Source organism: Tritonibacter sp. SIMBA_163 (genome assembly GCF_046535935.1).
Taxonomy (GTDB): Bacteria; Pseudomonadota; Alphaproteobacteria; order Rhodobacterales; family Rhodobacteraceae; genus Epibacterium; species Epibacterium scottomollicae.
The window spans coordinates 42,339-66,743 of the sequence record NZ_JAWJBP010000013.1 but is presented as its reverse complement, the minus strand read 5'-3'; the positions used below and the strand labels follow the sequence as shown (position 1 = coordinate 66,743).

The window sequence follows — 24,405 nt, the reverse complement described above, 5'->3', positions numbered from 1 at the left end:
CGCCCTTGTTTCAAAGGGCGGCCTTCTTGCATTGAGGTGCGATGATCTTAGCGCGACCGAGGCCCCTACCCCACAATCAACTGTTTCAGCTGAAGCGCCTCGTACTCCAGCGCAGTCAGACGGAAGTTCACGACGTCGCCGATGGTGATCATGCCGACCAGCTGCTCCTGCTCCAGCACCGGCATGTGGCGGAACCGGCCATCTGTCATGAGGCGCAGCACCTCAACCACCGATTGATCCGGTGTCGCCGTGATCACATCAGTGGACATCAGCTCCTCTACCGTCTGTGGCAGCGTCTTGCCCGGAGTATCCGCCAGACGACGCACAATATCCCGTTCTGACAGGATCCCGACCAGATCCCCTTGCGGGTTCTTGACCAGTAGCGCACCGATTCCCTTGTCGCGCAGAACCTCCACGGCCTTGGCCACGGTATCCTGCGGGTTGATCCAGAACAGATCACCACGTTTGTTGGCGAGGACATCGCCAACCGTTGCCCGTGCGGCAGACATGTTGGTGTCCAGCGTCTGGCTGCTGGTCTTCTTGTCCAGCGTTTCGTCGCCCCGTGTTTTCGGAGTATATGAAGCAGGCATGGCGTTCCCTCTCTTTATCACCTTATACGGTATTACAAATCTCGCCCGAGTAAATGTGTTCCGACAAGGGAGACCAAATTGTCTGATCTTACGCTGACGCCAGCCGGCGCAACCGTGTTGTTCGTGATCGCCTGTCTGGCCGGATATCGCTACCGCACGGTCTGGAAGATGGAAGGCCCGCGCAGCCATCTTTGGCTTTTCGGCCTTGTCGCTGCGGGCTGTCTTCTGGTGCTGGGTTTTGTGCCGCTGCGGACCGGCTGATCGCGTCCCGACTGGCGCGGGCGGCCTCAGACCGCCCTGCCCGGTTGCCACTCTTTCCGCTTAGGTATCGGACTGCAAATGCATCTCGATCAGCTGCAGCAAGGCATCCACGCTCTGCGTATCCAGTGAACGCCCTTTGAGGTCGATGCGGACCGCCGAGGGCGACACCTCTGCCGACAGATCGCCACCGCCCGCCAGAGTGCGGGCCTTCAGCCGGGTCACCTGTCGCGGACGTCCACCGCGCGCCTTGTCCTTGGGCGTTGCGTCCAGATCTGCCAAGGCCGCCTCGACCACCCGCCATTCGGCCCGGTCGCTGTCGGGCTGCGCGCTGCCAAGCGCCTTACGCAGGGCGCCCTGTCCGCCAGCCCGCAACGCAGCGGCCAGTTTCAGCCCCGCCTTTTCCGACATGGCATTTGGGAACCGCAACAGATCCCCCAGCCCTTCGTGAACTGCGGCGAAACTGCGCACCTTTGAACGCTTGGCCTTCGAGGCGGCAGCAAAGAGCGTGTCCACGGCCTCCTCGACCGAGGCGAAGACCCCCTGCCCCGTCACCAGAACTGCAATCCGGCCCCGCTCATAGGGCGTCAGATTGGCGCGCAGCTCATTTTCCTCGATCATCGAGACATAGGCGTCGGCGCTGTCAGTACCCTGACGCAGGAAGGCCGGGATCGCATCGAACCCGTCTTCGCTACGGTTCAGTCGCGCAAAAGCCTCCAGTCGCCGGAAGCCGGACACAAGACCATAGCGCCCCTCGTCAAGAGCCACCACTTCGACCGGGCTGCGCAGTCCGTTGGTGCGGATGGAGGCGATCAGCTCTTGCAGCTCGTCCTCATCCACCTGCATCCGATCTCGCCGCAGGTAGTCGCGGTCGATGTCCTCCAGCTGGATCTGATGCACGGCCTGCCCGGCCCCTTCGGCGTCACGCCATTTGTTGGCGTCGGCCTTGTCGCGGGCCATTTCAACCCGATCCGTAACAGCCGCCATCCCCCGCAGCTTTGCGGTTTCTGCCGAGACCTTGGCAATGGGTGGCGCGTTATTCTGGCTGTTGTCGAACGGATTCACGCTCGGTTTCGCGGCGAAACCCTCGTCCAGCGCTTCGATTTCGGCAGCATCCGGTGCGGTCAGTCGTCTGCGTTTGGCCATCTTACTCTGCCCCTTCCATCTGGGCGTCGCGCCACCAGCTGCCGATGAGAAGCTCCTTGAACTCGGCATAGGTCCGGTCAAAGGTTTCCCGCCCACGTACATAGGTATCGCGGTTGAAGTCGCGATAATCCGCTTCATAGATCCCATTCACTTGCTCTCCCGCCTGGCCCACGAGGGCCGTGACATCCTGACGGTAGGCATTCATGAAATCGCCGAAGTAAGCTTGGATCACGTTTGCCATGTCCGTCTGCTGACTGGCGTCAAAGCGCGTGATCAGCGCCCTTACTACATCCCATTCGAACTTAATTTCAGGCAAACCGGCCGCACGCTGCGCAACGTTCTCTCCCTCCTCGATCGAGGCAAAGGTGGAATAGAGCATGTCAAAGAACCGACCCGTGCTGTCAAACTCCAGAAAGGACGCACCAAGAGGCACCAGCAGAATATCCGCCGCGGCAAGCGCGTTGATGGTCAGATACCCAAGGGCCGGAGGCGTGTCGAGGAAGACGATATCGTAGTCGTCCAGAATGCCTTCGTCCTGCAAGAAGTTGTTCAGCGCATCCCACAGCGGCCAACTGCGCAACCCCATGCGCCAGACGGGGATTTGAAACTCCGCCCAGTAGAGGTTCAGTTGCGCACCGATCAGATCGATGTTTGGCCAATGGGTTTTTTGGATGACGTTTCGCGGCGAAACCGTCAGCGCTTCATTCAGCGTTTCATCCAATGGCAGTTCAGGCTCACCTGCCGCGGCACGCACGGCGTTTTCCTCCACCATGGATTTCGCATAATCCTTGGCGATGAGCGGGAAGACAGTCGACCACTCATCCTCAATCTTGCCGCCGAGGATGGACGTCATGGAGCCTTGGCTGTCCAGGTCGATCACCAGAACCTTGTAGCCATCGAGCGCGGCGGACATTGCCAGATGCGCCGCAGTCGAGGTTTTGCCCACGCCCCCTTTGAAGTTGGCAACAGCTGTCACTTTCGCCGGCAAACCTTTGGGTCGGTAGGGCAGGTATTCCTTCGTGGAAATTCCCTCGCTGGCGAAGTACTGACGAAGGGCAAGCACTTCTTCCAGCGTAAACCATTTTGAGCCACCTTCGCCTTCGCCTTGCGGCAGGTCCGGATGCGCTTTCAAGACACGTCGCAGATGCTGCGGTGCCACCGGTATCAGATAGCGGGTGATTTCCCAGACCGAGAACTTGCGCAGCCGCTTCTCCCCGTCGGGCGCATATCCACGACGGGCCAGGTCCTCTCGGCCTTTGCCACAGAGTGCGGCGGCCTTGGCAAATCGGGCGGTCTGGATCGGGTCAGGGAGCTTGCCTGCGGCTTTCTCCGGGTCCAAATTGAAATACGGCGGCAAAGATGGGGTACTCATGAGGTTGCTCGATCTCGATGAATGTATGTTGATTATGGTTATATGCCCAAGAATAGAGAACATCTTTGGCGGTGCATAGGCCTGAAGGGGCGTGCCGGCGGGTTTTTCTGGGTGCCTTTTACTGGTTTCGTGACGAAACGTTGCTGTTTTCTCTTGGAAACCATAAAAATACGGCCAACAAAGCGTTTAATTATTTAGAGTCTTTAGATTCTTTACTGCTGAATAACGCAATGAATTCAGACTACTAAATCATCTTGGGTACCTGCTTTCAGGTCGAGTGGTACCTATGTACAGGATCAAAGGTACCCGTATACGGGCGGAAAGGGACCTCAAAGCAGGTCTAAGGGTTCCGATTCTCAGGGGCGGGACGCTGCCGCACAGCCGCTCTCGATGCGCGCCTCCGTCGCGCTTACGTGTGGCAGAGCGTTGATTTCGACACTGAACTCCCAAATTAGAGCCTAGCACAGAACGTGCGCTGCGGCGCCATACGGGCCATGGGGCAGGCGGGACCGATTCGCTCTCTGACGGGATGCGCGGGTTCTGCTCCTGTGCATGGGTACCTTTAAAGTGCCGCGGGCTGACTGCAGCGAGACCACCAAAGGAACCCGTGCCGGATTGTCTGACAGGTTCCTTATGTGGCAGTCTGCGAAAAAACAAGAGGCAGATGATTCCATGGCAGAGCGGAGCTTTGACGACGACCGATTGACCGGCGCCCTGACGCGAGAAACGGTCAAGAAAAACGTCGCCGCGATTCACATCAGCGGCAAGCTGACGCTGCTGCAGCGCAAACTGTCAAATGTCTTGCTGCTGAACGCGTATGACACATTGACCACGGCGCGCAGTCACACGATCGACGCGCGGACGCTTGCGATGATGGTGGGGTATAACTCCAACGACGTCGACAGTCTGCGGGCCAGTCTGCGGGCCCTGGCCGAAACTGTTGCGGAATGGGATATGCTCGATGAGCAGGGACATCAGGAGTGGGGCGTCTCTGCACTGTTGAGTTTCGCCAAGTTGAAGAACGGCGTCTGCGAATACGCCTACTCGCCAGCCTTGGCGCAAAAACTGCATGACCCAAAGATCTATGCACTGATCAACGTGAAGATCCAACGCAACTTCAGTTCGGGCCACGGGCTGGCGCTGTATGAGAACTGCTATCGGTTCGTACGCACCGGCTCGACTGGATGGTGGAGCCTCGAGATCTTTCGAAAGCTGATGGGCGTGGACGGTTCCGCCTATTATGAGAGCTTCAAGCATCTCAACGCAAAGATCATCAAACCCGCAGTGGCTGAGGTCAACAAGAGCTCTGACATCATCATTGAACCGCAAACCCGCAAGAAGGGCAGGGCGGTCAGCGAGATCCGGTTCCTGATCCGTGAGAACCCGCAGATGGCAATGTTCCAGATTGATGATAGCGACGGTTTGCGCAATTTGCCCGTCTACAAAGCACTGCGGGGGCAGGGGGTTTCTGATCGGCTTGCGCGTCAATGGATCACGGAGCACGGCCCGGACTACGTGCAGGAAAAGCTCAACTATGTGGCGGGGCAGGGGGATGTGAAATCCAGCGTGGGCTATCTGCGTGCGGCAATCATGGGCGACTACAGCCCGTCTGAGAGCGGAGGCGGTGGCGCGCGCCAGGCTCCTGTCGATCCAGAAACCCAAGCACGTCTGGAGGAGAAACGTGCGGAGCAGGCCGCCGCACAAGCCGCCGAGGACGCGGCGTTTCAGGCCCGCGCAGCAGCGCGGCGTGACCGGGCCCGTCATCTTGATATCGTCGAAACACTGGTTTCGCGGCGAAACCCCACGCAGCGAGATGCGGACAAGCGCTTGTTTCAGTCCCGCCTCGAGAGCGAACTCGACCGGGAACACTTTCGCCAGCATGGATGGAGATCGGCGCTGAATGCAGCGAGCATCATCGCCTTCTGGCAAGAGCTGGAGCCAGATGCATTCACTGAGGATGAGGGGTGATTTGCGTGTCACAGGGCGCAGATGGCCGGTGATCCGTAGGCAAGGTTTGCTCTCCCGATGACCGCTGCGGAATGGTCATCGGAAGAGCGTGCAGCTGTGGCTGCCAAGGGTCTTTGTGTTGAGGGTTAGCGCCGCTGGAACAGTATCATGGCCAGCGCCAGCAGGGATGATCCCAGCATCAACAGCAGCGACACGGCATTGAGGAGAGGGGTCGAACCTTCCTTGAGCCTGTCGAACATGGCGATCGTGAGCGGCGCATCAGAGCCGACCAACATCAGCGTGGTGTTGAAGTTCTCAAAGCTCATCAGAAACGCCACGACCACCGCTCCGATGATTGCGGGCATCAGAAATGGAATGGTGATGGTGCGCACTGCCGTGAGGCGGGTTGCACCGAGGTTGAGGGCGGCCTCTTCCAGCGTGCGGTCGAATTTTTGCAACCGGGCGCTGATGACCAGCGTTGCAATGGTGGTGATGAACGAGAACTGCCCCAGAACCACCAGTAGCAACCCAGGGCGCAGCGCCTGAATGTCCATTTGCGCCACGTCCCAGATGCCGTTGGCGAGCGTCGAGGAAAACACCAGGATGGAAATGCCCAGCACGATCCCCGGGATCACCAGTGGCAGCAACATCAGCACGTAAAGCACTGTCTTGCCACGGAAATCATAGCGGTTGAACAAGAAGGCATTGGTCGTTCCGACGCTGACCGACAGCACCGCGACACAGGCCGCAACAAAGACCGAGGTGCCGACCGCGCGGAGGATGCCACGCTCATGAAAGACGCCGATCTGAGGCGCCTCGTCGCCAAAGAACCAGTTCCAGGTGAACCCCTCCCAGGGCAGGGACGGGAATTGGCTGTCGTTGAAGGCAAAGACCGCAACCACCGTAAGCGGGAGCGCGAGGTAGAGAAAGAACATCAGCACATAGCCGCCATAGATCAGGCGAAAGCTGCGGGATTGGGGAATGGTGGGAATCATGGTTTACCCCATTGTTTCTTGCAAGGTACGTCCCGTCAGGCGCAGCATGCCCCAGACGATCACCGAAGACAGGAGCAGCAGCATGAAGCCGAATGTGGCGCCAAGCTCCCAGTTCGAGCGCACGATGAACTGGTTATAGATCATCTCGGTGAACCACAGGCTGTCCTTGCCACCCAGCATCGTCGGGGTCAGGTAGTTGCCGAGGCTCAGCATGAAGACCACGATCGAGCCGGACACAATGCCCGGCATGGCGTGGGGGATGATGATCTCGCGCAGGACCGACAGACCGTTGCCGCCCAGATCATACCCCGCCTCGATCACGCTGTCGTCGAGGCTTTCAAGCGTGGTGACGAGTGGCACCACCATGAACAACATCGACGTATAGACCAGCCCGACCATCATGGCCGAGTCATTGTAAAGCATTTCGACAGGCTGATCCGCCAGACCCACCCATTGCAGGAGGTTCGAAATCAGGCCGGTTTCCCGCAACAGGATCATCCAGCCGAATGTGCGCACCAGCTCTGACACGTAGAACGGGATGAGGCAGAGCAGGAACAGCACCTGTTGCAGCCGCCCCTTGGCCATTTTGGCGATGTAATAGGCGACCGGAAAGGCGATCAGCAGTGTGATGCCGGTGGCGAGGATCGACATGATGGCGGTGCGCCAGAAGGTGCGCAGGTAAAGCGGTTCGGTCAGCGCCTTCTCATACTGCGCCAGGCTGGTGTCATAGACGCCAAAGCTGATGCGTTCACGCAGCGAAATCAGCAGCATGTCGATATGCGGGATGATAATCAGCAGGCCGAGCCACAGAACAAGTGGCGTCAGCAGAAGGACAAATCCGATACGGGCATGGTTGCGCATCAGACACTCTCCCTGAAACAGGTGGCCTGTGCGGCACCCCAGCCGATATGGACCGTGTCGCCGCGTTTGAGCGCGGCGAATTCGCCGGATTGGGGCAGGGTGACCTCTAGCGTTTCGCCGACATTATCCTGGACCAGCACGCGCGAGGCCGCACCGTTGAACAGAATGCTGGTGACGGTGCAGCGCAGCTGGTTGTCAAACGTGGCCAGTGCCGCGGGGTCGGCGGCCAGGCGGATGGTTTCAGGGCGCACAAAGATCTCGGCCGTGTCGCCTGTGGACAGCTCATTCACGGCGGTGGCGCGCATGGCCAGTCCACTGTCGGTACGCAGCTGAAGCGCATCGCCCTCGACCCGCTCGATCCGGCCTTTCCAGCGATTGGCCTCGCCAATGAACCCAGCGACAAAGGGGGTGTCGGGTCTGTAGTAGAGATCCTGCGCCGTGCCGACCTGTTCAAACCGCCCCTGGTTCATGACGGCGATCTGGTCTGACATCACCAGCGCCTCGGACTGGTCGTGGGTGATGTAGACAAACGTGGTGTCAAATGCGGCCTGAAGCGCCTTCAGCTCAACCTTCATATGTTCGCGCAGTTTGAGATCGAGCGCGCCCAACGGTTCATCCAGCAGCAGCACATCCGGTTCCAGCACCATGCAACGGGCGATCGCGACACGCTGTTTTTGTCCCCCGGACAGCTCATCGACCTTGCGATGTCCAATGCCGGGCAGGCCGATGCGCTCCAAGGCCTCGTCGACTTTGTGGGCGATCTGATCCTTTGGCACCTTGTTGCGGCGCAGGCCGTAGCCGATGTTCTCGGCGATCGTCATCATCGGAAACAGCGCCAGATGCTGGAACACCATGTTCACCGGGCGTTTGTTCGGAGGGGTGTTCAGAACGGAGCCGCCCTTGATCCGGATGTCGCCTGAGGTGGGCTCGAGAAAACCGGCAATCATCCGCATGATTGTGGTTTTGCCGCAGCCGGAAGGGCCGAGGATTGAGAAGAAGCTGCCTGGCGGCACCGAAAATGACACATTATCGACAGCGGTGGTGGTGCCGAAGCGTTTCGCAAGCTCAGCGCATTCAAGATCAGGGGTCATGCAGGGGTCCGTTGTAGACGGTTCGGGTCAACACTTGAAAAAGGAAAGATCGCGGCATGCGGCCCCCCCCCGACAGGGAGAGCGCATACCGCGTTTCAGGTCTTTTCCAAAACGAGTGGGGCGGCATCTGTAGATCCGATGCCGCCCATGTCAGAAGAAATCAGTTGGCTGCCTGAACGCGGTCCAGAACATCACCTTCGATGGCTTCCAGACCGGCCGGAACTGGCGGGTACCACTTGATGTTGTCGATCGCCTCTTGCGGGAAGCTGGCCTGATACTTGGCCTTCAGGCTGTCTTCGGCAAATTGATCGGCACCTGCGGAGGCGGTGAAGTTCCCTGCAGACGCCGTGATCTTGGCGGCGACTTCCGGCTGCATCACAAAGTTGATCCAGTCATATGCCGCATCATCCGCCTGACCCTTCGCGGGCAGAACAAAGGTGTCGATCCAGCCCAAGGCGCCCGACGCAGGCGCAACAAAGGTGATATCGGCGTTGTCGTCGTTCAGCTTCCAGCCGCCGGTGTCCCATGCCATGGAGGCCGTGACCTCGCCGGAGCGCAGCAGGTTCATCAGCTCGTCGCCGCCGCCCCAGTAGGTTTTGACGTTGGATTTGCACTCGGTCAGTTTGGTTTCGACCTTCTGCATGATCTCGGCATATTTCTCTTCGTCGCCATAGGCCGCAAACGGATCTTCACCCAACGCAAAGGCAAAGCCGATCAGGGTGGGGCGCTTGAGCCGGTAGGAGACGTTGCCCGCCACTTCCGGTGCGCAGAGGTCGGTGTAGTCCTTGACCACGTCTCCGGCTTCGGCAGTGTTGATCACCAGGCCCGAGGTGCCCCAGACATGCGGCACGCCATAGACGTCACCGCCGACGGTGGTGTTGCCCATGGTGGCCTTCAGCATCGAGGGAATGAACAGCGACTCGTCCAGTTTCGACACGTCGATGGGCTTGTAGATGCCAAATTCCATCTGCGGGCCCATGATCCGGTCCTGCGAGGGCTGTGCCAGGTCAAAACCGCCACCGCCGGTGGCGCGCAGCTTGGCGATCATTTCCTCGTTGTTGGATTTTGTCACCTCAACGGTATGGCCGGTTTCTTCCTCGAACATTTCGATAACCTCGTCGGGCGCATATCCACCCCAGGTCAGCAGGCGCAGCGTGTCCGCCGAAGCTGTCTGGCTCAGGGCCAGCACGGTCAGGCAGGTTGTGGTCAGCAGTGTCTTGGTCATGGTCTTCCCCTCTAGGTGTCGGATCGAGTTCGGGCACAGGATGCGCGGGGTTGACCGAACGGTCAAACTTTTTAATGGGTTGGCGCCGCTTAGGAGGCAAATTTTGCCGCATAATCATTATTTTCGCGACTTTTGCGATTGGATGAGAGGCTGAGTGGTGCCGCAGTAACGCAAGCGCACGGCGGACACACACAGCAGGCGGCTGCTCTTTACAGAGGCCTTTCACAAGGAGCCTTCACCGGTGATCAAGCGGCAAACATGTCCTTATACGCCTCGCGCAGAATGTTCTTCTGCACCTTGCCCATGGTGTTGCGCGGCAGCTCGTCGATGAGGATCAGCTGCCGGGGATGTTTGAACCGCGCCAGCTGGGACTGCACGGCCTCCATCATCGCTTCGGTGTCGGGTGTTTCGCCCGGAGCGGCAACGAGAATGCCCAACACCGTTTCGCCGAAGTCCGGGTGCGGCACGCCGATGACCGCGCTTTCCAGCACGCCGGGCTGGTCATCAAGCACCAGTTCGATCTCCTTGGGGTAGATGTTGTAGCCGCCCGAAATGATCAGATCCTTGTTGCGGCCAACGATGTGGACATATCCGTCCGCATCCACCTTGCCGAGGTCGCCGGTGATAAAGAACCCGTCTTCACGCAGTTCGGCGGCGGTTTTCTCGGGCATTTGCCAATAGCCTTTGAACACGTTGGCACCGCGCACTTCGATCTGGCCGACCTCGCCCTGGGGCAGGCTGACACCGCTGGCGGGATCGGTCACTTTCAGGTCCACGCCGGGCAGGGGAAAGCCGACGGTGCCGGCGCGGCGCTCACCCTCATAGGGGTTGGAGGTGTTCATGTTGGTCTCGGTCATGCCGTAACGTTCCAGGATCCGATGCCCGGTGCGGGTCTCGAATTGCACATGTGTCTCTGCCAACAGCGGAGCGGAGCCGGAGATGAACAACCGCATGTGAGAGGTCAGCGCGCCCGTAAAGCGATCATCACTCAGCAAGCGGGTGTAGAAGGTCGGAACCCCCATCAGCGTGGTAGCCTGCGGCAGTTTTTCAATCACGACGTCGAGATCGAACTTTGGCAGAAAGATCAGGCTGCCCCCCGCCAGAAGGGTCACGTTGCTGGCGACGAACAGACCATGGGTATGGAAGATCGGCAGCGCGTGCAGCAGCACGTCATCGGCCGTGAAGCGCCATTCCTTGACCAGCGTCTCGGCATTGGACAGCAGGTTGTTCTGCGTCAGCATCGCGCCTTTGGAACGGCCCGTCGTGCCGGAGGTGTACAGGAACGCGGCGAGATCCTCAGCGTCGCGCGCGACGGTGTCAAACGTTTCGGGCATCGCTGCTGCCTGGTCGGACAGCGTGCCACTGCCATCCGCATTCAGCGTTTCCAGCCTGGCCCCAAGCTGCGTGGTGATCGGCGTTAGCGTGTCTTCCATCCGTGCGTCGCAGACCACGACGGAGGCGCCGCTGTTTTCAATGAAATAGGACAGCTCATCCGCTGTGTAGGCGGTGTTCAGCGGCAGGAAGATCAGCCCGGCCTGCGTGCAGGCCGCATAGAGCGCCAGTGCTTCGGGGGATTTCTCAACCTGAGCGGCCACGCGATCACCGGGCGTGAGACCGAGGTGCGTCAGCACATGGGCGATTTGGGCGGTGATGCCGAGAAAGTCCTGATGGCTCAGAACCTTGCCATCCGGCAGATGCAGAAACGGGGTCGATTTGCCAGCATGGGTGCCAAACAGGCGATCATACAACGGGTTTGCCATGGGCGGGGCCTTTCTTCTTAAGCTGGAACACTGCGCGCCGTGGCGGCGAGGCTCTTGACCTCGGGGGCGCAGGCCACCTCTTGCGTGGTCGCGAAACGTTCGTGGTTCTGTGCAATATTTTCGAGATCGTAAAGGTAGTTCACCATAGTTCCGGCAGACTGCGCGCGCCCCTTGTCGGAGGTGTCAGCCTCTGCGTGTACGGCATGGACAATCGCGCCATTTCCGAGGTGGAAGCGCGCGACCGGGTCCAGAGGCAAGCCTCCGGGCCGTTTGGCGTTCAACAGGTAATCCGCCGCCAGGGCACGCAGCCTTTCGGGATCCGCGTCTGTGGTCGAGATGTCCTCGGCCTCAAGCCAGCGGGCGAAGCCGGGAATGGGGGAGAGTGTGACAAAGGTGGACAGGCCGGACAGGTCCGTCGCCAGATCCGAAGCCACCTGTTTGATCAGCGAGCTGCCGAACGAAATGCTGGCCAGACCTGCCTGACAGTTGGAAATCGAATAGAAGGTGGCCGTGTCCGCTTCGGTGGCGGGGATTTCCGCGTGATCCTCGCTGAGCAGGGTTTGCACCGAGTCGGGGATGCCCTTGGTCAGCGCCACTTCGACGAAGATCAGCGGCTCATCCGGCATCGAGGGGTGGAAGAACGCAAAACAGCGACGATCCGCAGGTGCCAGACGGCGGCGCAGATCGTCCCAGCTGTCAATCGCGTGCACCGCCTCATAGGCGATGATCTTTTCAAGAATATGCGCCGGGCTTTCCCAATTGATCGGACGCAGCACCAGAAAGCCCCGGTTGAACCAGCTGAGGAACAGGTGGCGAAAATCTATGTCCAGCGCTTCCAGCTCCGGCTCGCCGCGCCCCAGCCGCAACAGATCCGCACGCATCCGCACCAAGGCCCCGGTGGCGTTGGGCAGCCGGTTCAGACGGCGGATCAGCTCCTGACGTCGGGGTTCGGATGCCGCCATAAATGCGCGATAGGATGCCTTGGAGGGATCTCTCTCGTAGGTCGCCAGCGTGGCGCGCACCGCATCTGGTGCGATGTTCATCGCCGAGGCCAGATGGCGAAAGAAGGCAAGCTTGCCGTCATCATCGAGGGGCTCAAATCGGGACAGGATCTCTTCGGCCAGGGCCAGGCCGGAGGTCTCCCCGGCGGAGCCAACCAGGGCGTCGGCCAGCTCCTGCAGCGGTCGTCCGTCCGAAGGTGCGGGTTGTACCGACCGCTGGCGGCGTTCAAAAACGGTCGACAGCAGCTCTGCAAGGATGCTCATGGCGCAGCTCCATCATCAGGTTTGGCCCTCAGGTCCGCAGCCCCGGAAACAGACAGGGCAGCAAGATTACTTTGGTCATGCCACAAGGGTAGTCGCTTTATGTTTTTTCAGTCAACCGTATTGTATACAAGAATTAGATTCTTGAATTTAGTTGGAGCGTTGGTCATGATCTGACGTATGGAAAAACGCCGCGCAGATACCATTGCCGAACAGCTCGAAGCACTGATTTTCAACGGGACATATGCCGATGGGGATCGCCTGGACGAGGTGCGCCTTGCGGAGCAGTTCGGGGTGTCGCGCACGCCGCTGCGCGAAGCGTTTCAACGGCTTGCCTTGTCTGGCTTGCTCGAACTGATCCCGCGACGCGGTGCCTTCGTGCGCCAACCGGGCCCGGTGGAACTGTTGGAGATGTTCGAGGTGATGGCGGAGCTTGAAGCGGTGTGCGGTCGGCTTGCAGCGTTGCGGATCTCAGAGGCCGCGCTTGCCGAATTGCGCGAGGCGAACAGCAGCTGTCAGACAGCTGTCACCGCCGGTGACGTGGAGGCCTATTACTCTGAAAACGAGCGGTTCCACAGCATCATCTATCAGCAATCCGGCAACAGTTTTTTGGCGCAGGAGGCCGCGAAGCTGCACAAGCGGTTGCAACCCTTTCGCCGCCAACAGCTTCGGTTCCGGGGGCGGATGGGCCAGTCCATGTCCGAGCATGAGCAGATCGTGCGCGCGCTGGAGGCCAGCAAAGCCGAGGCCGCGGCGGATGCCCTGCGCAACCACGTTGCGGTGCAGGGCGAGAAATTCCACCAGTTGATGGCGACGTTGAAGAACACGGCTTAGCCCGCATCCGGTTTGTGGCGCGATGTGATGCGCAACCTGCGACAGGGCAGGGGGCAGATACGAAAAAGGAGGCCACCGGCCCCCTTCTTCTTTCTCTGATCTTGAGATCTGCGGGTCAGCCGCCGAAATCGTCGAGCATGATGTCCTCGCGATCCACGCCCAGCTCCAGCAGCATGTTGATCACCGACTGGTTCATGATCGGCGGACCACACATGTAGAACTCGCAGTCCTCGGGCGCCGGGTGGTTCTTGAGGTATTCCTCGAAGAGCACGTTGTGGATGAAGCCGGTGTAGCCGTTCCAATCGTCCTCGGGCAGCGCGTCCGAGAGGGCTACGTGCCATTCGAAGTTGTCGAACTCTTCGGCCAGCTGGTCAAAGTCCTCGACAAAGAACATCTCGCGCTTGGAGCGGGCACCATACCAGAAGGTGATCTTGCGGTCGCGGTTTTCCAGACGCTTGAGCTGGTCAAAGATGTGCGACCGCATCGGCGCCATGCCGGCACCCCCACCGATGAAGACCATTTCCTTTTGCGTGTCGCGGGCGAAGAATTCACCAAACGGCCCGGAAATGGTGACCTTGTCACCGGGTTTGAGGTTGAAGATATAGGACGACATCTGGCCCGGCGGAATACCGGCAGAGCCCGGCGGCGGCGAGGCAACGCGGACGTTGAGCATGATGAGGCCCTTTTCGTCCGGGTAGTTCGCCATCGAATAGGCCCGCTCGATCGGTTCCGAGACTTTGGATTCATACTGCCACAGATTGAACTTGTCCCAATCCGGGCGGTACTCTTCTTCGATCTCGAAGTCCTTGTAGGACAGCGCGTGGCTGGGCGCTTCGATCTGGATATAGCCACCGGCGCGGAAGTTGACATCCTCGCCCTCGGGGAGTTCCAGCACCAGGTTCTTGATGAAGGTCGCGACGTTCTCATTGGAGCGCACGGTGCACTCCCATTTTTTCACGCCGAAGACCTCTTCTGGCACTTCGATATCCATGTCCTGCTTGACCGCCACCTGACAGGACAGGCGGTCGCCACAGGAGGCTTCGCGCTTGGTGATATGGCTTTCTTCGGTGGGCAGGATGGAGCCGCCACCGGAATGCACGCGCACGCGGCATTGCGCACAGGTGCCACCGCCGCCACAGGCAGAGGGGACGAACATCTTTTCCGCCGCCAGCGTCTGCAAAAGCTTGCCGCCTGCGGGAACCGAGATGGTTTTCTCGCCGTTGATGGTGATGTTCACATCGCCCGAGCTGACGAGTTTCGAGCGGGCTGCCAGAATGATCGTCACCAAGGCGACAACGATCAGGGTGAACAGGAGAACGCCTAGTCCGAATGTAGTCACGTCTGGCCTCCGATCAAAGTTTCACGCCGCTGAAGGACATGAAGGCCATCGCCATCAGACCCGCGGTGATGAAGGTAATGCCAAGTCCCTGAAGACCATCCGGAATGTCGGAATACTTCAGCTTCTCACGCACGCCGGCCATGGCGGTGATCGCCAGCGCCCAGCCGAAGCCGGAGGAGAGACCATAGGTGGTTGCCTCGGCAAAATTGTAGCTGCGTTCCACCATGAAGAGGGAGCCACCAAGGATGGCGCAGTTCACGGTGATGAGCGGCAGAAAGACCCCAAGCGCGTTGTAAAGCGGCGGGAAATACTTATCGAGCAGCATCTCGAGGATCTGCACCATGGCCGCGATCACGCCGATATAGGAGATCAGGCCGAGGAAGGTCAGATCCACGTCCGGGAAACCGGCCCAGGCCAGCGCGCCGGGGGCCAGCAGGTAGGTCAGCAGCAGGTTGTTGGCGGGCACGGTGATGGCCTGCACCACCATGACCGAGATACCAAGACCGATCGCTGTCGAGATCTTTTTCGACACCGCGAGGAAGGTACACATGCCGAGGAAGAACGACAGGGCGAGGTTCTCAACGAATACGGCCTTGACCGCGAGGGAAAGCAATCCTTCCATCAGTGCGCCTCCACCGTCTGGATTTTATATTCACGCTCTTCGACCTGCGCCGGCTTCCAGGTGCGAATGCCCCAGATCAGAAGACCAATGACGAAGAAGGCCGAGGGCGGCAGGAGCAGCATGCCGTTTGGCACATACCAGCCGCCATTGTTCACGGTCTCAAGCACGGTGACGCCAAACAGCGAGCCTGCACCAAAGAGTTCGCGGAAGAAGGCAACGATCATAAGCAAGAGCCCGTAGCCGAGGCCGTTACCAGCGCCGTCGATGAAGCTCGCGACGGGCGGGTTCTTCATCGCAAAGGCTTCGGCTCGCCCCATTACGATACAGTTGGTGATGATCAGACCGACAAAGACCGAGAGCGTTTTTGAGATCTCATAGGCGAAGGCCTTGAGCACCTGATCCACGAGGATCACCAGAGAGGCGATGATCACCATCTGCACGATGATCCGGATCGAGGAGGGGATCTGGTTGCGCAGCATGGAAATGAACATCGACGAAAACGCTGTTACCAGTGTCACGGCGATGGACATCACGAAGGCCACCTGCATCGAGGAGGTCACCGCAAGCGCAGAGCAGATGCCCAGAACCTGCAGGGTGATCGGGTTGTTGTCGACCAGCGGATCGACGAGTTGCGAACGATAGGTTTGTGCCATCAGTCGATCTCTCCTGCTTGGAGCCGTTCAAGGAAGGTGCCGTAACCGGCCTGTCCCATCCAGAACTTCACCAGATTGTCCACGCCGACAGAGGTCAGCGTTGCACCGGCCAGCGCATCTACGTGGTAGTCCTGACCGGCGGGCGGAGCAGCTTTTGCCACGGTGATGGCCAGCTGACCCTCTTCGGTAAAGAGTTTCTTGCCGTTCCACAGCGATTTCCAGCGTGGGTTGTCCACCTCAGCGCCGAGGCCGGGGGTCTCCCCATGCTGATAGAACTGCAGGCCAAAGATGTCGTTGCCGTTCTCTTCCAGCGCGATGAAGCCATAGAGCGTCGACCACAGGCCATAGCCTTCGATCGGCAGCACCACCTTGTCGACGTCGCCCGCATCATCACGCAGCAGGTAGATCATCCGGTAGGCCTGCATCTGGCCACCCAGACCTGCGGGATCCTCGTCCAGCGCCCGCACGATGGCCGGGTCATCAGAGGCCGCCAGCGCATCGAAGGTCTCGATCTCGAACTGGTCGCTGTACGCGCCGCTGGAGAGGTCCAGCACATGCGGTTCAAAGTCGGCAAAAGCCTCGGCTACGGGCACGTTTTCGTCATAGACGCCAGCGACCTGCAGCACGTTGATGCGCTTGTCGCGCAGCTTGTTCTCTTCCTGGATCGGGCGCAGCGCCACGGCGGCGGCGGACACGACCATCGAGGCCACAAGGCAGAGCGCCACGGCGACGAATACTGTCTTGCCGACGGAATCGGGCGGCGCGTCGAGGAAGCGACGGATCATGCCCTTTTGCTGGTTTGTGTCAGACATTGCGCTTCGCCCTCCGTTTGATGTTGGCTTGCACGACGAAGTGGTCGATCAGCGGGGCAAAGACGTTGCCGAACAGGATCGCCAGCATCATGCCTTCGGGGAAGGCGGGGTTGATGACACGGATCATGACGACCATGAAACCGATCAAGGCGCCGTAGATGTAGCGGCCCATGTTGGTGTGCGAGGCCGAGACCGGCTCGGTCACCATGAAGGCCAGACCAAAGGCATAGCCGCCCACGACCAGATGCCAGTACCAGGGCATCGCAAACATTGGGTTGGTGTCGGAGCCGACCCAGTTCAGCAGCGTCGAGAAGGCGATCATGCCACCAAGGCAGCCGACGATCAGTCGCCAGTTGGCGATCTTGACGATCAGCAGGAAGGCCAGGCCGATCAGGATTGCCAGCGTCGAGGTTTCGCCAAACGATCCCTGAATGGTGCCGACAAAGGCGTCCATCCACTCGATGCCGCGCTCTGGGAAGGCGGCAACGCCATCAGACGCGCCGATCGCCAGTGCGGTGGCACCGGAGAACCCGTCCACCGGGGTCCAGATCGAGTCGCCGGACATATAGGCGGGATAGGCGAAATAGAGGAAGGCACGACCCACCAGCGCCGGGTTCAGGAAGTTTTTGCCGGTGCCGCCAAAGACTTCCTTGCCGATCACCACGCCAAAGATGATGCCAAGCGCCACCTGCCACAGGGGCGTCGTGGCGGGCAGGATCAGCGTGTAGAGCATGGAGGTCACGAGGAAGCCTTCGTTGACCTCATGGCCGCGCACCACGGCAAAGATCACCTCGAAGATGCCGCCCGCAACCAGCGTCACGACGTAGATTGGCAGGAAATACAGCAACCCGTGCATGATGTTGGCAAAGGGGTTGTTGGGATCAAAGCCGATACCCAGCGTCTCGATAATGGCGGCGCGCCAGCCGGAGGCGCCATATTCGGCAATCGCCATATTGGTCTGCAGGCCGGTGTTGTACATGCCAAACAGGATGCAGGGGATGGTCGCCAGCACCACATAGGTCATGATCCGTTTCATATCGATATAGGAACGGGCATGGGGCGCGGCGGTGGTCACCGTCTTGGGCGTGTAGATGAAGCTCTCCACCATCTCGTAGACAGGGAAGAATTTTTCGTATCGGCCACCCTTCAGGAATTGCGGCTCGATCCGATCAAAGAAACTGCGAAGACCCAAAGTCTTATCCCTCTCTTTCGATCTTGCTGAGGCTGTCGCGCAGGGCGAGGCCATATTCATATTTGGCCGGGCAGGCAAAACCGCAGAGGCCCAGATCTTCTTCGTCCAGCTCCAGCGCGCCCAAGGCCTGTGCCTGGTCGGTGTCCATCACCAGCAGCGCCCGCAACAGCTGCGTTGGCAGGAAATCCTGCGGCATCAGCTGTTCGAATGTGCCGATCGGCACCATGGCGCGGCGGCCGCCGTTAAGGTTGGACGTCAGCGCGTGCAGCTTTTTCGAGAAGGCAGAGCCCAACACCGGCTGCACCGCGTATTTCGACGCCATCGGGCGAATCCAGCCCAGCGGGATCTGCTCGCGGTCTTCCTTGATCAGCGTGATCTGGCGCGCATAGCGACCAAGATATGCGGTTGGACCCTCTCCGGCGCGCCCGGACAGGATGGAGCCGGAGATAACGCGGATTGGCGTGTCGCGGCCAAGATCCTCGGCGCAGAGATCGGTCATCGACGCGCCCACGCGGGTGCGGACCAGACGCGGACGGCTGCATTCGGGGCCCGAAAGGGCAATGGTGCGGAACGGATCCAGCCGCCCGGTCAGCAGCAACTGACCAATGGCGATGATGTCATGATAGCCGATGGTCCAGACGGTTTTCTCGCCGCTGGGGGGCTCCAGGAAATGCATATGGGTGCCCGCCAGACCCGCCGGATGCGGGCCGGAAAACCCGACAGCAGTCACGCTGGCCAGATCGGCGCCGGGAATACTGGCTCCGCTGTCCTGACACAGGTAGGTCTTGCCATCGGTGAGCACTGTCACGGCGGACAGGCCGCGCGCAAAGGCTTCGGCGTGTTCGTTGATGATGGTGGCCGCATCGCCCGACAGGGGTTCGCTGTCCATCGCCGTCACGTAGATGGCCGCAGGGGCGGCATCCGATGCTGGCACCTTTGAATAGGGGCGCGTGCGGAAAGACGTCCATAGCCCCGAAGCGCAGAGCCGCTCTCGCAGGCCTTCGGCGGTGCTCTCATCGCCAATGGCGGAGAAATCCACCGGCTCGGCGGCAGAATCATCCACTTCGATCTCAACGCTGACCAGCACACGGCGCGCGCCGCGGTTGATCGCTTTTACGCGTCCTGAAACCGGTGCGGTGACCCGAACCTCTGGCGTGTCCTTATGCGCAAACACCGGAGCGCCTGCTGCAATCACGTCGCCTTCCTGAACTGAAAGCCGAGGCTTCAGGCCAATATAGTCCTGCCCGAGAATGGCGACGGTCCGGACTTCTGCTGCGTCTTCGATTCTGGTGTCAGGTGCCCCCAGCACCGGAACATCGAGACCTTTTTTCAACGTATGTTGCTGCACGTCTTCATGTCCTGTCCATTTTCCGGCGCTCTTATGCGTTACTGCGACGCGGTTTGAAAGTTCTTTAGAGCGAAAAAATCCGATTTACTGTTGAACCCGCGTTCTTTCTGTCCCAGAAGCTCTTGGAACCTCGCGTCCCTTAACAGAAGCACTAGCGGAGTAGGCCCTTTGACGAACCCTCTTCTCCTTTCTCGCCGTAGTTTCATGGTCATGCCACTTGCACTGATGGCTTGCAAGAAAGGATGGTCCCTGCTGGAACTTAGTGGGCTGACGATGGGCACCAACTACTCGATCGTCGCCATTGACCACAGCAAGTCCATCGACCAGGCTGAACTTCAGTCCGCAGTCGACCAGGCACTGGGTCAGGTCAACGTGCAGATGTCCAACTGGGATGCGTCTTCCGAGATTTCGCGCTTCAACGCGGCCGCGGCAGGCGAGAGCCTGTCCGTGTCCGGCGAACTGCATCACGTGATGCAGACCGCGCAGGACGTGCATGTGGCGAGTGATGGCGCATTTGACGTCACCGTTGGTGCGTTGATCGACCTCTGGGGCTTTGGCGCCGGGCAAACCCGCAGCGACATGCCGTCCGACGCTGAGATTGCACAGGCCATGGCCTGCTGTGGTCAGGCTCAGTCGGTTGAGCTGGAGGCCGGCGGTCTCAAGAAGCTGAATAGCGGTGCCGAAGTCTACCTGTCGTCGATCGGCAAGGGCTTTGGTGTTGATCAGGTGGCTGCTGTGCTCAAGGGCTATGGTATCACCGACTATATGGTCGAAATCGGTGGTGATCTTTATACTGCAGGTCGCAACCCCGAGGGTCAGCCCTGGCAGATCGGCATCGAGACGCCGCAGGCATTTGATCGTGGCGTGACGCAGGTTGTTGGCCTGTCCGACATGGGGATGGCGACCTCCGGCGACTATCGCAACTTCTTTGACTACGACGGCACCCGGTACTCGCACATCATCGACGCCACCACTGGCCGTCCGGTGACGCATGACACCGCCTCTGTCACTGTTCTGACAGACAATGCGATGCTGGCGGATGCTTGGGCGACCGCAATGCTGGTCATGGGCCGCGAGCGCGGGCTTGAGATCGCAAATGATCGTGATATGGCGGTTCTGTTTATTGACCGTGCGGCGGCAAACGGCGAAACCGGGTTCAAATCCACGGCGTCTGATCGCTTTGCTGCGCTGACCGCCTGAACCGACTGTCCGGCGTTTCGCCGGAAAAGGGGAGCATGACATGTCGACGTTCATCCTGACCTTCGGACTGTTCCTGATCGTGATGCTGGGCATGGCCTTCGGCGTTCTGTTCAGTGGCCGCACCATCAAAGGCAGCTGCGGCGGATTGAACGCGATTTCAGATGCGGATCAATGCGTGGTCTGCAAAAAGGACATCGACCCCGACAGCCCCTTGCGCGAACGTCTGGCGTGCCCGCGTGCGCGTAAGATGCTCGAAGACATGGAGCGCGAGGAGGGCTGACGCCTCTATCACATGACGTTGTTTTGACATGAACCTGCTGCCTCCGTGGTGGCAGGTTTTTTTGTATTTTCCCATAGGGTTGTCGTCTCAGTCGGCCAAATTAGATCAAAGATATCTGGTGCCACGAGGCCGGTCTGGGTGGTGCTGAATCTGACGTGAGCCATGCCTCCACGCGGGATCATTTGTATCCGCTGATGCGAGGGTGCCGGGACGACGGCGCGGCACCTGGCCGCCCGCCTCCAAGAGGCCGTGCGCGTATGCGCATTACACACCGATCCCTGCAAAAATCGGAACAACGCGCGGTCGTGATGGTTACCCAAGTGTCCCGCGTCGAAACGGCGCACTCTCAACCGGAGGCCCAATCATGGATCTTGTCCGCATCATTCTGTCTATTCTTCTGCCCCCTCTGGGTGTCTTTTTGCAAGTTGGCCTGAAGGGGCACTTCTGGCTCAACATCCTGCTGACCTTGCTGGGCTACATCCCGGGCGTCGTGCATGCCGTCTGGATCATCGCGCGGAGATAATTCGATGGCGAGCCTGGATCATTCCCATCCGACCAAACCCATGCGCCGCCGTCGCACCGATGCTGAAATCACCGCCGAAGTGGCGCGGCTCGAAAACTTGGCCAAGACGCTGGATGCGCGGTTTCGTATTCCCCTGACGGGGTTTCGGGTCGGGCTCGACGGCCTGATCGGGTTGATCCCGGGCGTTGGTGACACGCTGGCGGCTCTGCCGTCGGCCTACCTGATTGCGCGCGGATGGCAGCTGGGGGCGAAGAAGCGCACACTTGCCCGGATGAGCGTAAACACCGGGCTGGACTGGATGCTTGGCAGCATTCCGATCGTGGGCGACCTTTTTGATATCGGTTTCAAGGGCAATCTGCGCAATGTGCGTCTCTTGCAGAGCGACTTGCGGAAGGGACAAACAGCCTACGCCGCCCAGGGCGACATCGAAGCCGAAACGCACCGAGACTAGTTTTCGGTCCCAAATCGAAAAGAAATGAACCAACCTGAGTTTCGAGCTTTGCCGCACCATGTTTGTTGATCTTTCCACTCCGCTCCTTCTTGTGCTCTTTGCTGCGGCTGCACTCTGCATCCTTGCGGGCGGTGTGAAAATGACAGGCCAGGCCGATGTCATTGCCGACCGCACCGGGCTGGGCGAAGCGCTTATAGGCGGCGTGCTGCTAGGCGCGGCGACGTCTTTATCCGGCACGATCGTGTCGCTGACCTCGGCGCTTGACGGGCGCGCGTCACTGGCGTTTTCCAATGGCATCGGGGGCATCGCCGCGCAAACCGCCTTTCTTGCGCTGGCCGACATTCTGCATCGCAAGGTCAACCTCGAACACGCCGCTGCCGACCTCGTCAATGTGTTTCAGGGCGCGCTTTTGATGTTCATGCTGGCGATACCGCTTGCTGCATGGCTGGGCCCCGATGTTGCGATTCTTGGCATTCACCCGGCCTCCTTCCTGCTTCTGGCGATCTACATCATGGGTATCTACGCCTCTGGTCAGGTGCGAAATGATCCAATGTGGACGGCGGTCGACACCGAAGAAACAGCGCCGGACGAGCCGGATGAGGAGGCGGATGAATTCCCGTCAACACCGAGACTCGCCGCAGCTTTCGGCGGGCTGATGCTGGTCATGGGGGGCGCTGGCTGGGTGATCGCGGGCACCGCGGGTGTGCTGACCGACAGGTTGGAGATGTCGGCCTCAGTCGTCGGTGCGCTGGTGACCGCTGTGGTGACCTCCTTGCCCGAACTCGTCACGACGCTCGCGGCTGTCCGGCGCGGTGCGCTGCAACTTGCGGTGGGCGGGATAATCGGCGGCAATATCTTCGACACGCTCTTTCTGGTGCTGGGCGACGCGGGCTATCGCGCCGGGTCGATCTACCACGCGATCGGCAAGGACGATGTCTTCTGGCTTGCTGTCGGGTTGATGATGACCGCCATTCTCACTCTGGGGCAGCTCTATCGCCAACGGCAGGGGCCGGCGAATATCGGTCTGGAAAGCATGGGTATTCTGGCGACATACGGCGCAGCGATTGCGATCCAGACCCTGCTCTGAGTGAGAGCCGCGCATTCGGAGTGCCGTCGAAGGCTGGCTTCACCAGGCACGCGCAATGGAACGTGATGCAGAGCAGGGCGTTGGATAGGTAGCCAACAGCACAAGGAACCGTTCAATGTCCGACCCCGCGCAGACCACCAGTGTCAATCAGATCGTTGATCGTCTTGCCCGCCTTGCGGATCAGGATCGGGTTGCGGTGGCCAAGATCATCGAGGTGTTTGGCACGCAGTCCTTTCTGCCTGTCTTGATGGTGCCCGCGCTGTTGGTCGTGTCACCCCTAAGTGGTATTCCGCTTTTCTCGTCCCTCTGCGGGATCACCATCGCGGCGATCTCGTTGCAGATGGTGGCGGGTCGAGAACATCTCTGGCTGCCGCAGTTTGTGGTCAAACGGTCACTGGAAGGCAAACGTGCCCGCGAAGCGATCAACAAGCTCCACGGAGTTGCCAGTTGGCTCGACAATCACTCTCGTGACCGGTTCCAGCCCTTGCTGCGCTGGCCGGGGCGTAAGCTCATTCAGACGCTGTGTCTGTTTTGCGGTGCCGCGATGCCATTTCTGGAAATTGTGCCCTTCTCATCGTCGATCCTTGGCGCTGCGGTCTTGCTGTTTGCGACGTCTTTGCTGCTGAAAGACGGTCTTTTTGCGGTGTTTGGATTGGTCGCGATGTCGTCCGCGGCAGCTGTCCTTCTGACGGTCGCTGGATCCATCCAGGGCGCCATATAGCGCGCTCTTCAGACTTCGCACCCTGCCTCCAGAGTATCAGCTGGAACCTATGCGCGCGCCACGCGTTCTCCTTCTGAACGATCTTTTGCAAACACAAAGGAGGGTGTCTGAATGAAATACGGTTGGAGATTTGTTTTTATACCGCTTTGGGTTCTTTGTATTTCAGGTGCCGCTTTGACGGCATTTCTGGTTGCAGATTGGCTTGCATGGCAAGCGTTTGCGGTCGCCATTGCAATCGGCCTGATCGTTGGCGTCCCTGCGGGGCTATGGACCACTTTCAAGGTCCGGCGTGATGATCCGGCTTGGTCGTGAGTGAGCGAAGCACCTAAGACAATAGCGCCCGTCGTTGAACAGCGACGGGCGCTTGTTGCATCGTAGGCTGCTTTGGCAGAGCGGCCATGTTTGGCCAAAACTACACAGGCCCTGTCATCGAAGTGGTGGCCGTTTTTCAGGGCTGCGCACGATCAGAACTTATTTCACATGGTCAGGTTTCTGCTCGCGATCACCGCTGGCAAACTCCTCCAGCTGTTCTTCCGACATCGATTCATACATGTCACGGGCGGCGCCCTCTAGGTCGTTCTTAGCCGTTTCTCCACGTTTGGCAGAGAGCGCAGCGCCGGCTGCCTTTTGTTGTGCTTTGGATTTTGCAGGCATGTCTGATCCTCCGATTTTGCTATTGGGTTGAGATCCTAAGTTGGGTTTCAAGGTGCGATGGACACTCTGCCTGTCTTGCCTATGGCGTGGCCTGCGTGTGCGCGAGACCTGCATGTAGAGAGAGGGGGTGCGCCGTAGCGCACCCCCATTCAGCATATTCTGAAATGATTCACCGGTCATGC

At 59.7% G+C, this 24,405-nt stretch carries 26 protein-coding genes; 10 read left to right on the top strand and 16 right to left on the bottom strand.

What is annotated here, in order from left to right:
• Positions 1–65: 65 nt before the first annotated feature.
• Positions 66–590 (bottom strand): CBS domain-containing protein, encoded by a 525-nt coding sequence (locus R0J92_RS16470; RefSeq protein WP_106164672.1) that lies wholly within the window; start codon positions 588–590, stop codon positions 66–68.
• A gap of 78 nt (positions 591–668) precedes the next feature.
• Between R0J92_RS16470 and R0J92_RS16465 the strand changes: the two genes are divergently transcribed.
• On the top strand, positions 669–851 hold the full coding sequence (locus R0J92_RS16465) for a hypothetical protein (protein ID WP_411052427.1): 183 nt from the start codon (positions 669–671) through the stop codon (positions 849–851).
• Between the two features lie 60 nt (positions 852–911).
• Here R0J92_RS16465 and R0J92_RS16460 read toward each other — a convergent pair whose 3' ends face one another.
• Together R0J92_RS16460 and R0J92_RS16455 are read right to left on the bottom strand one after the other, a co-directional pair.
• Entirely contained in the window at positions 912–1,994 is a 1,083-nt protein-coding gene (locus R0J92_RS16460; protein WP_411052426.1) for a ParB/RepB/Spo0J family partition protein, read from the bottom strand.
• 1 nt (position 1,995) lies between these two features.
• The gene (locus tag R0J92_RS16455; RefSeq protein ID WP_106164675.1) at positions 1,996–3,366 is read right to left on the bottom strand and encodes an AAA family ATPase; all 1,371 of its coding nucleotides are present in this window, start codon (positions 3,364–3,366) and stop codon (positions 1,996–1,998) included.
• Between the two features lie 672 nt (positions 3,367–4,038).
• Between R0J92_RS16455 and R0J92_RS16450 the strand changes: the two genes are divergently transcribed.
• Complete coding sequence (locus R0J92_RS16450) at positions 4,039–5,334, top strand: replication initiation protein (RefSeq protein ID WP_411052425.1); 1,296 nt, start codon at positions 4,039–4,041, stop codon at positions 5,332–5,334.
• Between the two features lie 125 nt (positions 5,335–5,459).
• Here R0J92_RS16450 and R0J92_RS16445 read toward each other — a convergent pair whose 3' ends face one another.
• The 6 genes from R0J92_RS16445 to R0J92_RS16420 all read right to left on the bottom strand — a co-directional run bounded on the left by R0J92_RS16445 (position 5,460) and on the right by R0J92_RS16420 (position 12,510).
• Complete coding sequence (locus tag R0J92_RS16445; protein ID WP_411052424.1) at positions 5,460–6,308, bottom strand: ABC transporter permease; 849 nt, start codon at positions 6,306–6,308, stop codon at positions 5,460–5,462.
• A gap of 3 nt (positions 6,309–6,311) precedes the next feature.
• Positions 6,312–7,169, bottom strand: a complete 858-nt coding sequence (locus R0J92_RS16440) for an ABC transporter permease (RefSeq protein ID WP_317383991.1) — start codon at positions 7,167–7,169, stop codon at positions 6,312–6,314.
• The gene (locus tag R0J92_RS16435) at positions 7,169–8,260 is read right to left on the bottom strand and encodes an ABC transporter ATP-binding protein (RefSeq protein WP_411052423.1); all 1,092 of its coding nucleotides are present in this window, start codon (positions 8,258–8,260) and stop codon (positions 7,169–7,171) included. The genes R0J92_RS16440 and R0J92_RS16435 overlap by 1 nt, the downstream gene beginning before the upstream one ends.
• Before the next feature lie 160 nt (positions 8,261–8,420).
• A complete protein-coding gene (locus tag R0J92_RS16430; RefSeq protein ID WP_411052422.1) occupies positions 8,421–9,485 on the bottom strand; it encodes an extracellular solute-binding protein in 1,065 nt (354 codons plus the stop codon).
• A gap of 245 nt (positions 9,486–9,730) precedes the next feature.
• Positions 9,731–11,245 carry a malonate--CoA ligase gene (locus tag R0J92_RS16425; RefSeq protein ID WP_411052421.1) on the bottom strand — a complete coding sequence of 505 codons (1,515 nt, stop codon included), beginning with the start codon at positions 11,243–11,245 and terminating at the stop codon, positions 9,731–9,733.
• A gap of 17 nt (positions 11,246–11,262) precedes the next feature.
• On the bottom strand, positions 11,263–12,510 hold the full coding sequence (locus R0J92_RS16420) for a malonyl-CoA decarboxylase (protein ID WP_411052420.1): 1,248 nt from the start codon (positions 12,508–12,510) through the stop codon (positions 11,263–11,265).
• 177 nt (positions 12,511–12,687) lie between these two features.
• On the opposite strand from R0J92_RS16420, the gene R0J92_RS16415 reads away from it, so the two are divergent.
• Positions 12,688–13,341 (top strand): GntR family transcriptional regulator, encoded by a 654-nt coding sequence (locus tag R0J92_RS16415; protein WP_106164682.1) that lies wholly within the window; start codon positions 12,688–12,690, stop codon positions 13,339–13,341.
• A 115-nt stretch (positions 13,342–13,456) separates the two neighbouring features.
• Here R0J92_RS16415 and nqrF read toward each other — a convergent pair whose 3' ends face one another.
• From nqrF to R0J92_RS16385, 6 genes are read right to left on the bottom strand one after another with little or no spacing between them, the layout of a single operon-like run.
• Positions 13,457–14,680, bottom strand: coding sequence for an NADH:ubiquinone reductase (Na(+)-transporting) subunit F (gene nqrF, locus R0J92_RS16410; RefSeq protein WP_411052419.1), 1,224 nt, complete (start codon positions 14,678–14,680; stop codon positions 13,457–13,459).
• A gap of 13 nt (positions 14,681–14,693) precedes the next feature.
• Positions 14,694–15,302, bottom strand: a complete 609-nt coding sequence (nqrE, locus tag R0J92_RS16405; protein ID WP_106164684.1) for an NADH:ubiquinone reductase (Na(+)-transporting) subunit E — start codon at positions 15,300–15,302, stop codon at positions 14,694–14,696.
• The gene (locus R0J92_RS16400) at positions 15,302–15,955 is read right to left on the bottom strand and encodes an NADH:ubiquinone reductase (Na(+)-transporting) subunit D (RefSeq protein WP_106164685.1); all 654 of its coding nucleotides are present in this window, start codon (positions 15,953–15,955) and stop codon (positions 15,302–15,304) included. The genes nqrE and R0J92_RS16400 overlap by 1 nt, the downstream gene beginning before the upstream one ends.
• Positions 15,955–16,767, bottom strand: a complete 813-nt coding sequence (locus R0J92_RS16395) for a Na(+)-translocating NADH-quinone reductase subunit C (protein WP_411052418.1) — start codon at positions 16,765–16,767, stop codon at positions 15,955–15,957. The genes R0J92_RS16400 and R0J92_RS16395 overlap by 1 nt, the downstream gene beginning before the upstream one ends.
• Positions 16,760–17,959, bottom strand: coding sequence for an NADH:ubiquinone reductase (Na(+)-transporting) subunit B (locus tag R0J92_RS16390; protein WP_411052417.1), 1,200 nt, complete (start codon positions 17,957–17,959; stop codon positions 16,760–16,762). The genes R0J92_RS16395 and R0J92_RS16390 overlap by 8 nt, the downstream gene beginning before the upstream one ends.
• 4 nt (positions 17,960–17,963) lie before the next feature.
• A complete protein-coding gene (locus tag R0J92_RS16385) occupies positions 17,964–19,307 on the bottom strand; it encodes a Na(+)-translocating NADH-quinone reductase subunit A (protein WP_106164688.1) in 1,344 nt (447 codons plus the stop codon).
• A gap of 210 nt (positions 19,308–19,517) precedes the next feature.
• On the opposite strand from R0J92_RS16385, the gene R0J92_RS16380 reads away from it, so the two are divergent.
• The 7 genes from R0J92_RS16380 (at position 19,518) to R0J92_RS16350 (ending at position 23,881) form a co-directional block, all read left to right on the top strand.
• Positions 19,518–20,507 carry an FAD:protein FMN transferase gene (locus R0J92_RS16380; protein ID WP_207796954.1) on the top strand — a complete coding sequence of 330 codons (990 nt, stop codon included), beginning with the start codon at positions 19,518–19,520 and terminating at the stop codon, positions 20,505–20,507.
• Between the two features lie 40 nt (positions 20,508–20,547).
• Positions 20,548–20,787 (top strand): (Na+)-NQR maturation NqrM, encoded by a 240-nt coding sequence (gene nqrM / locus R0J92_RS16375; protein WP_106164690.1) that lies wholly within the window; start codon positions 20,548–20,550, stop codon positions 20,785–20,787.
• Between the two features lie 364 nt (positions 20,788–21,151).
• A complete protein-coding gene (locus tag R0J92_RS16370; RefSeq protein WP_106164691.1) occupies positions 21,152–21,310 on the top strand; it encodes a YqaE/Pmp3 family membrane protein in 159 nt (52 codons plus the stop codon).
• 4 nt (positions 21,311–21,314) lie between these two features.
• A complete protein-coding gene (locus R0J92_RS16365; protein WP_411052416.1) occupies positions 21,315–21,761 on the top strand; it encodes a DUF4112 domain-containing protein in 447 nt (148 codons plus the stop codon).
• A 58-nt stretch (positions 21,762–21,819) separates the two neighbouring features.
• Entirely contained in the window at positions 21,820–22,848 is a 1,029-nt protein-coding gene (locus R0J92_RS16360; protein WP_106164692.1) for a sodium:calcium antiporter, read from the top strand.
• A gap of 115 nt (positions 22,849–22,963) precedes the next feature.
• Positions 22,964–23,569, top strand: a complete 606-nt coding sequence (locus tag R0J92_RS16355) for an exopolysaccharide biosynthesis protein (protein ID WP_411052415.1) — start codon at positions 22,964–22,966, stop codon at positions 23,567–23,569.
• A gap of 111 nt (positions 23,570–23,680) precedes the next feature.
• Positions 23,681–23,881: a hypothetical protein gene (locus R0J92_RS16350; protein WP_411052414.1), complete on the top strand. Its 201-nt coding sequence runs from the start codon at positions 23,681–23,683 to the stop codon at positions 23,879–23,881.
• A gap of 159 nt (positions 23,882–24,040) precedes the next feature.
• Here R0J92_RS16350 and R0J92_RS16345 read toward each other — a convergent pair whose 3' ends face one another.
• Positions 24,041–24,223: a DUF3008 family protein gene (locus R0J92_RS16345; RefSeq protein ID WP_411052413.1), complete on the bottom strand. Its 183-nt coding sequence runs from the start codon at positions 24,221–24,223 to the stop codon at positions 24,041–24,043.
• Positions 24,224–24,405 lie beyond the last annotated feature (182 nt).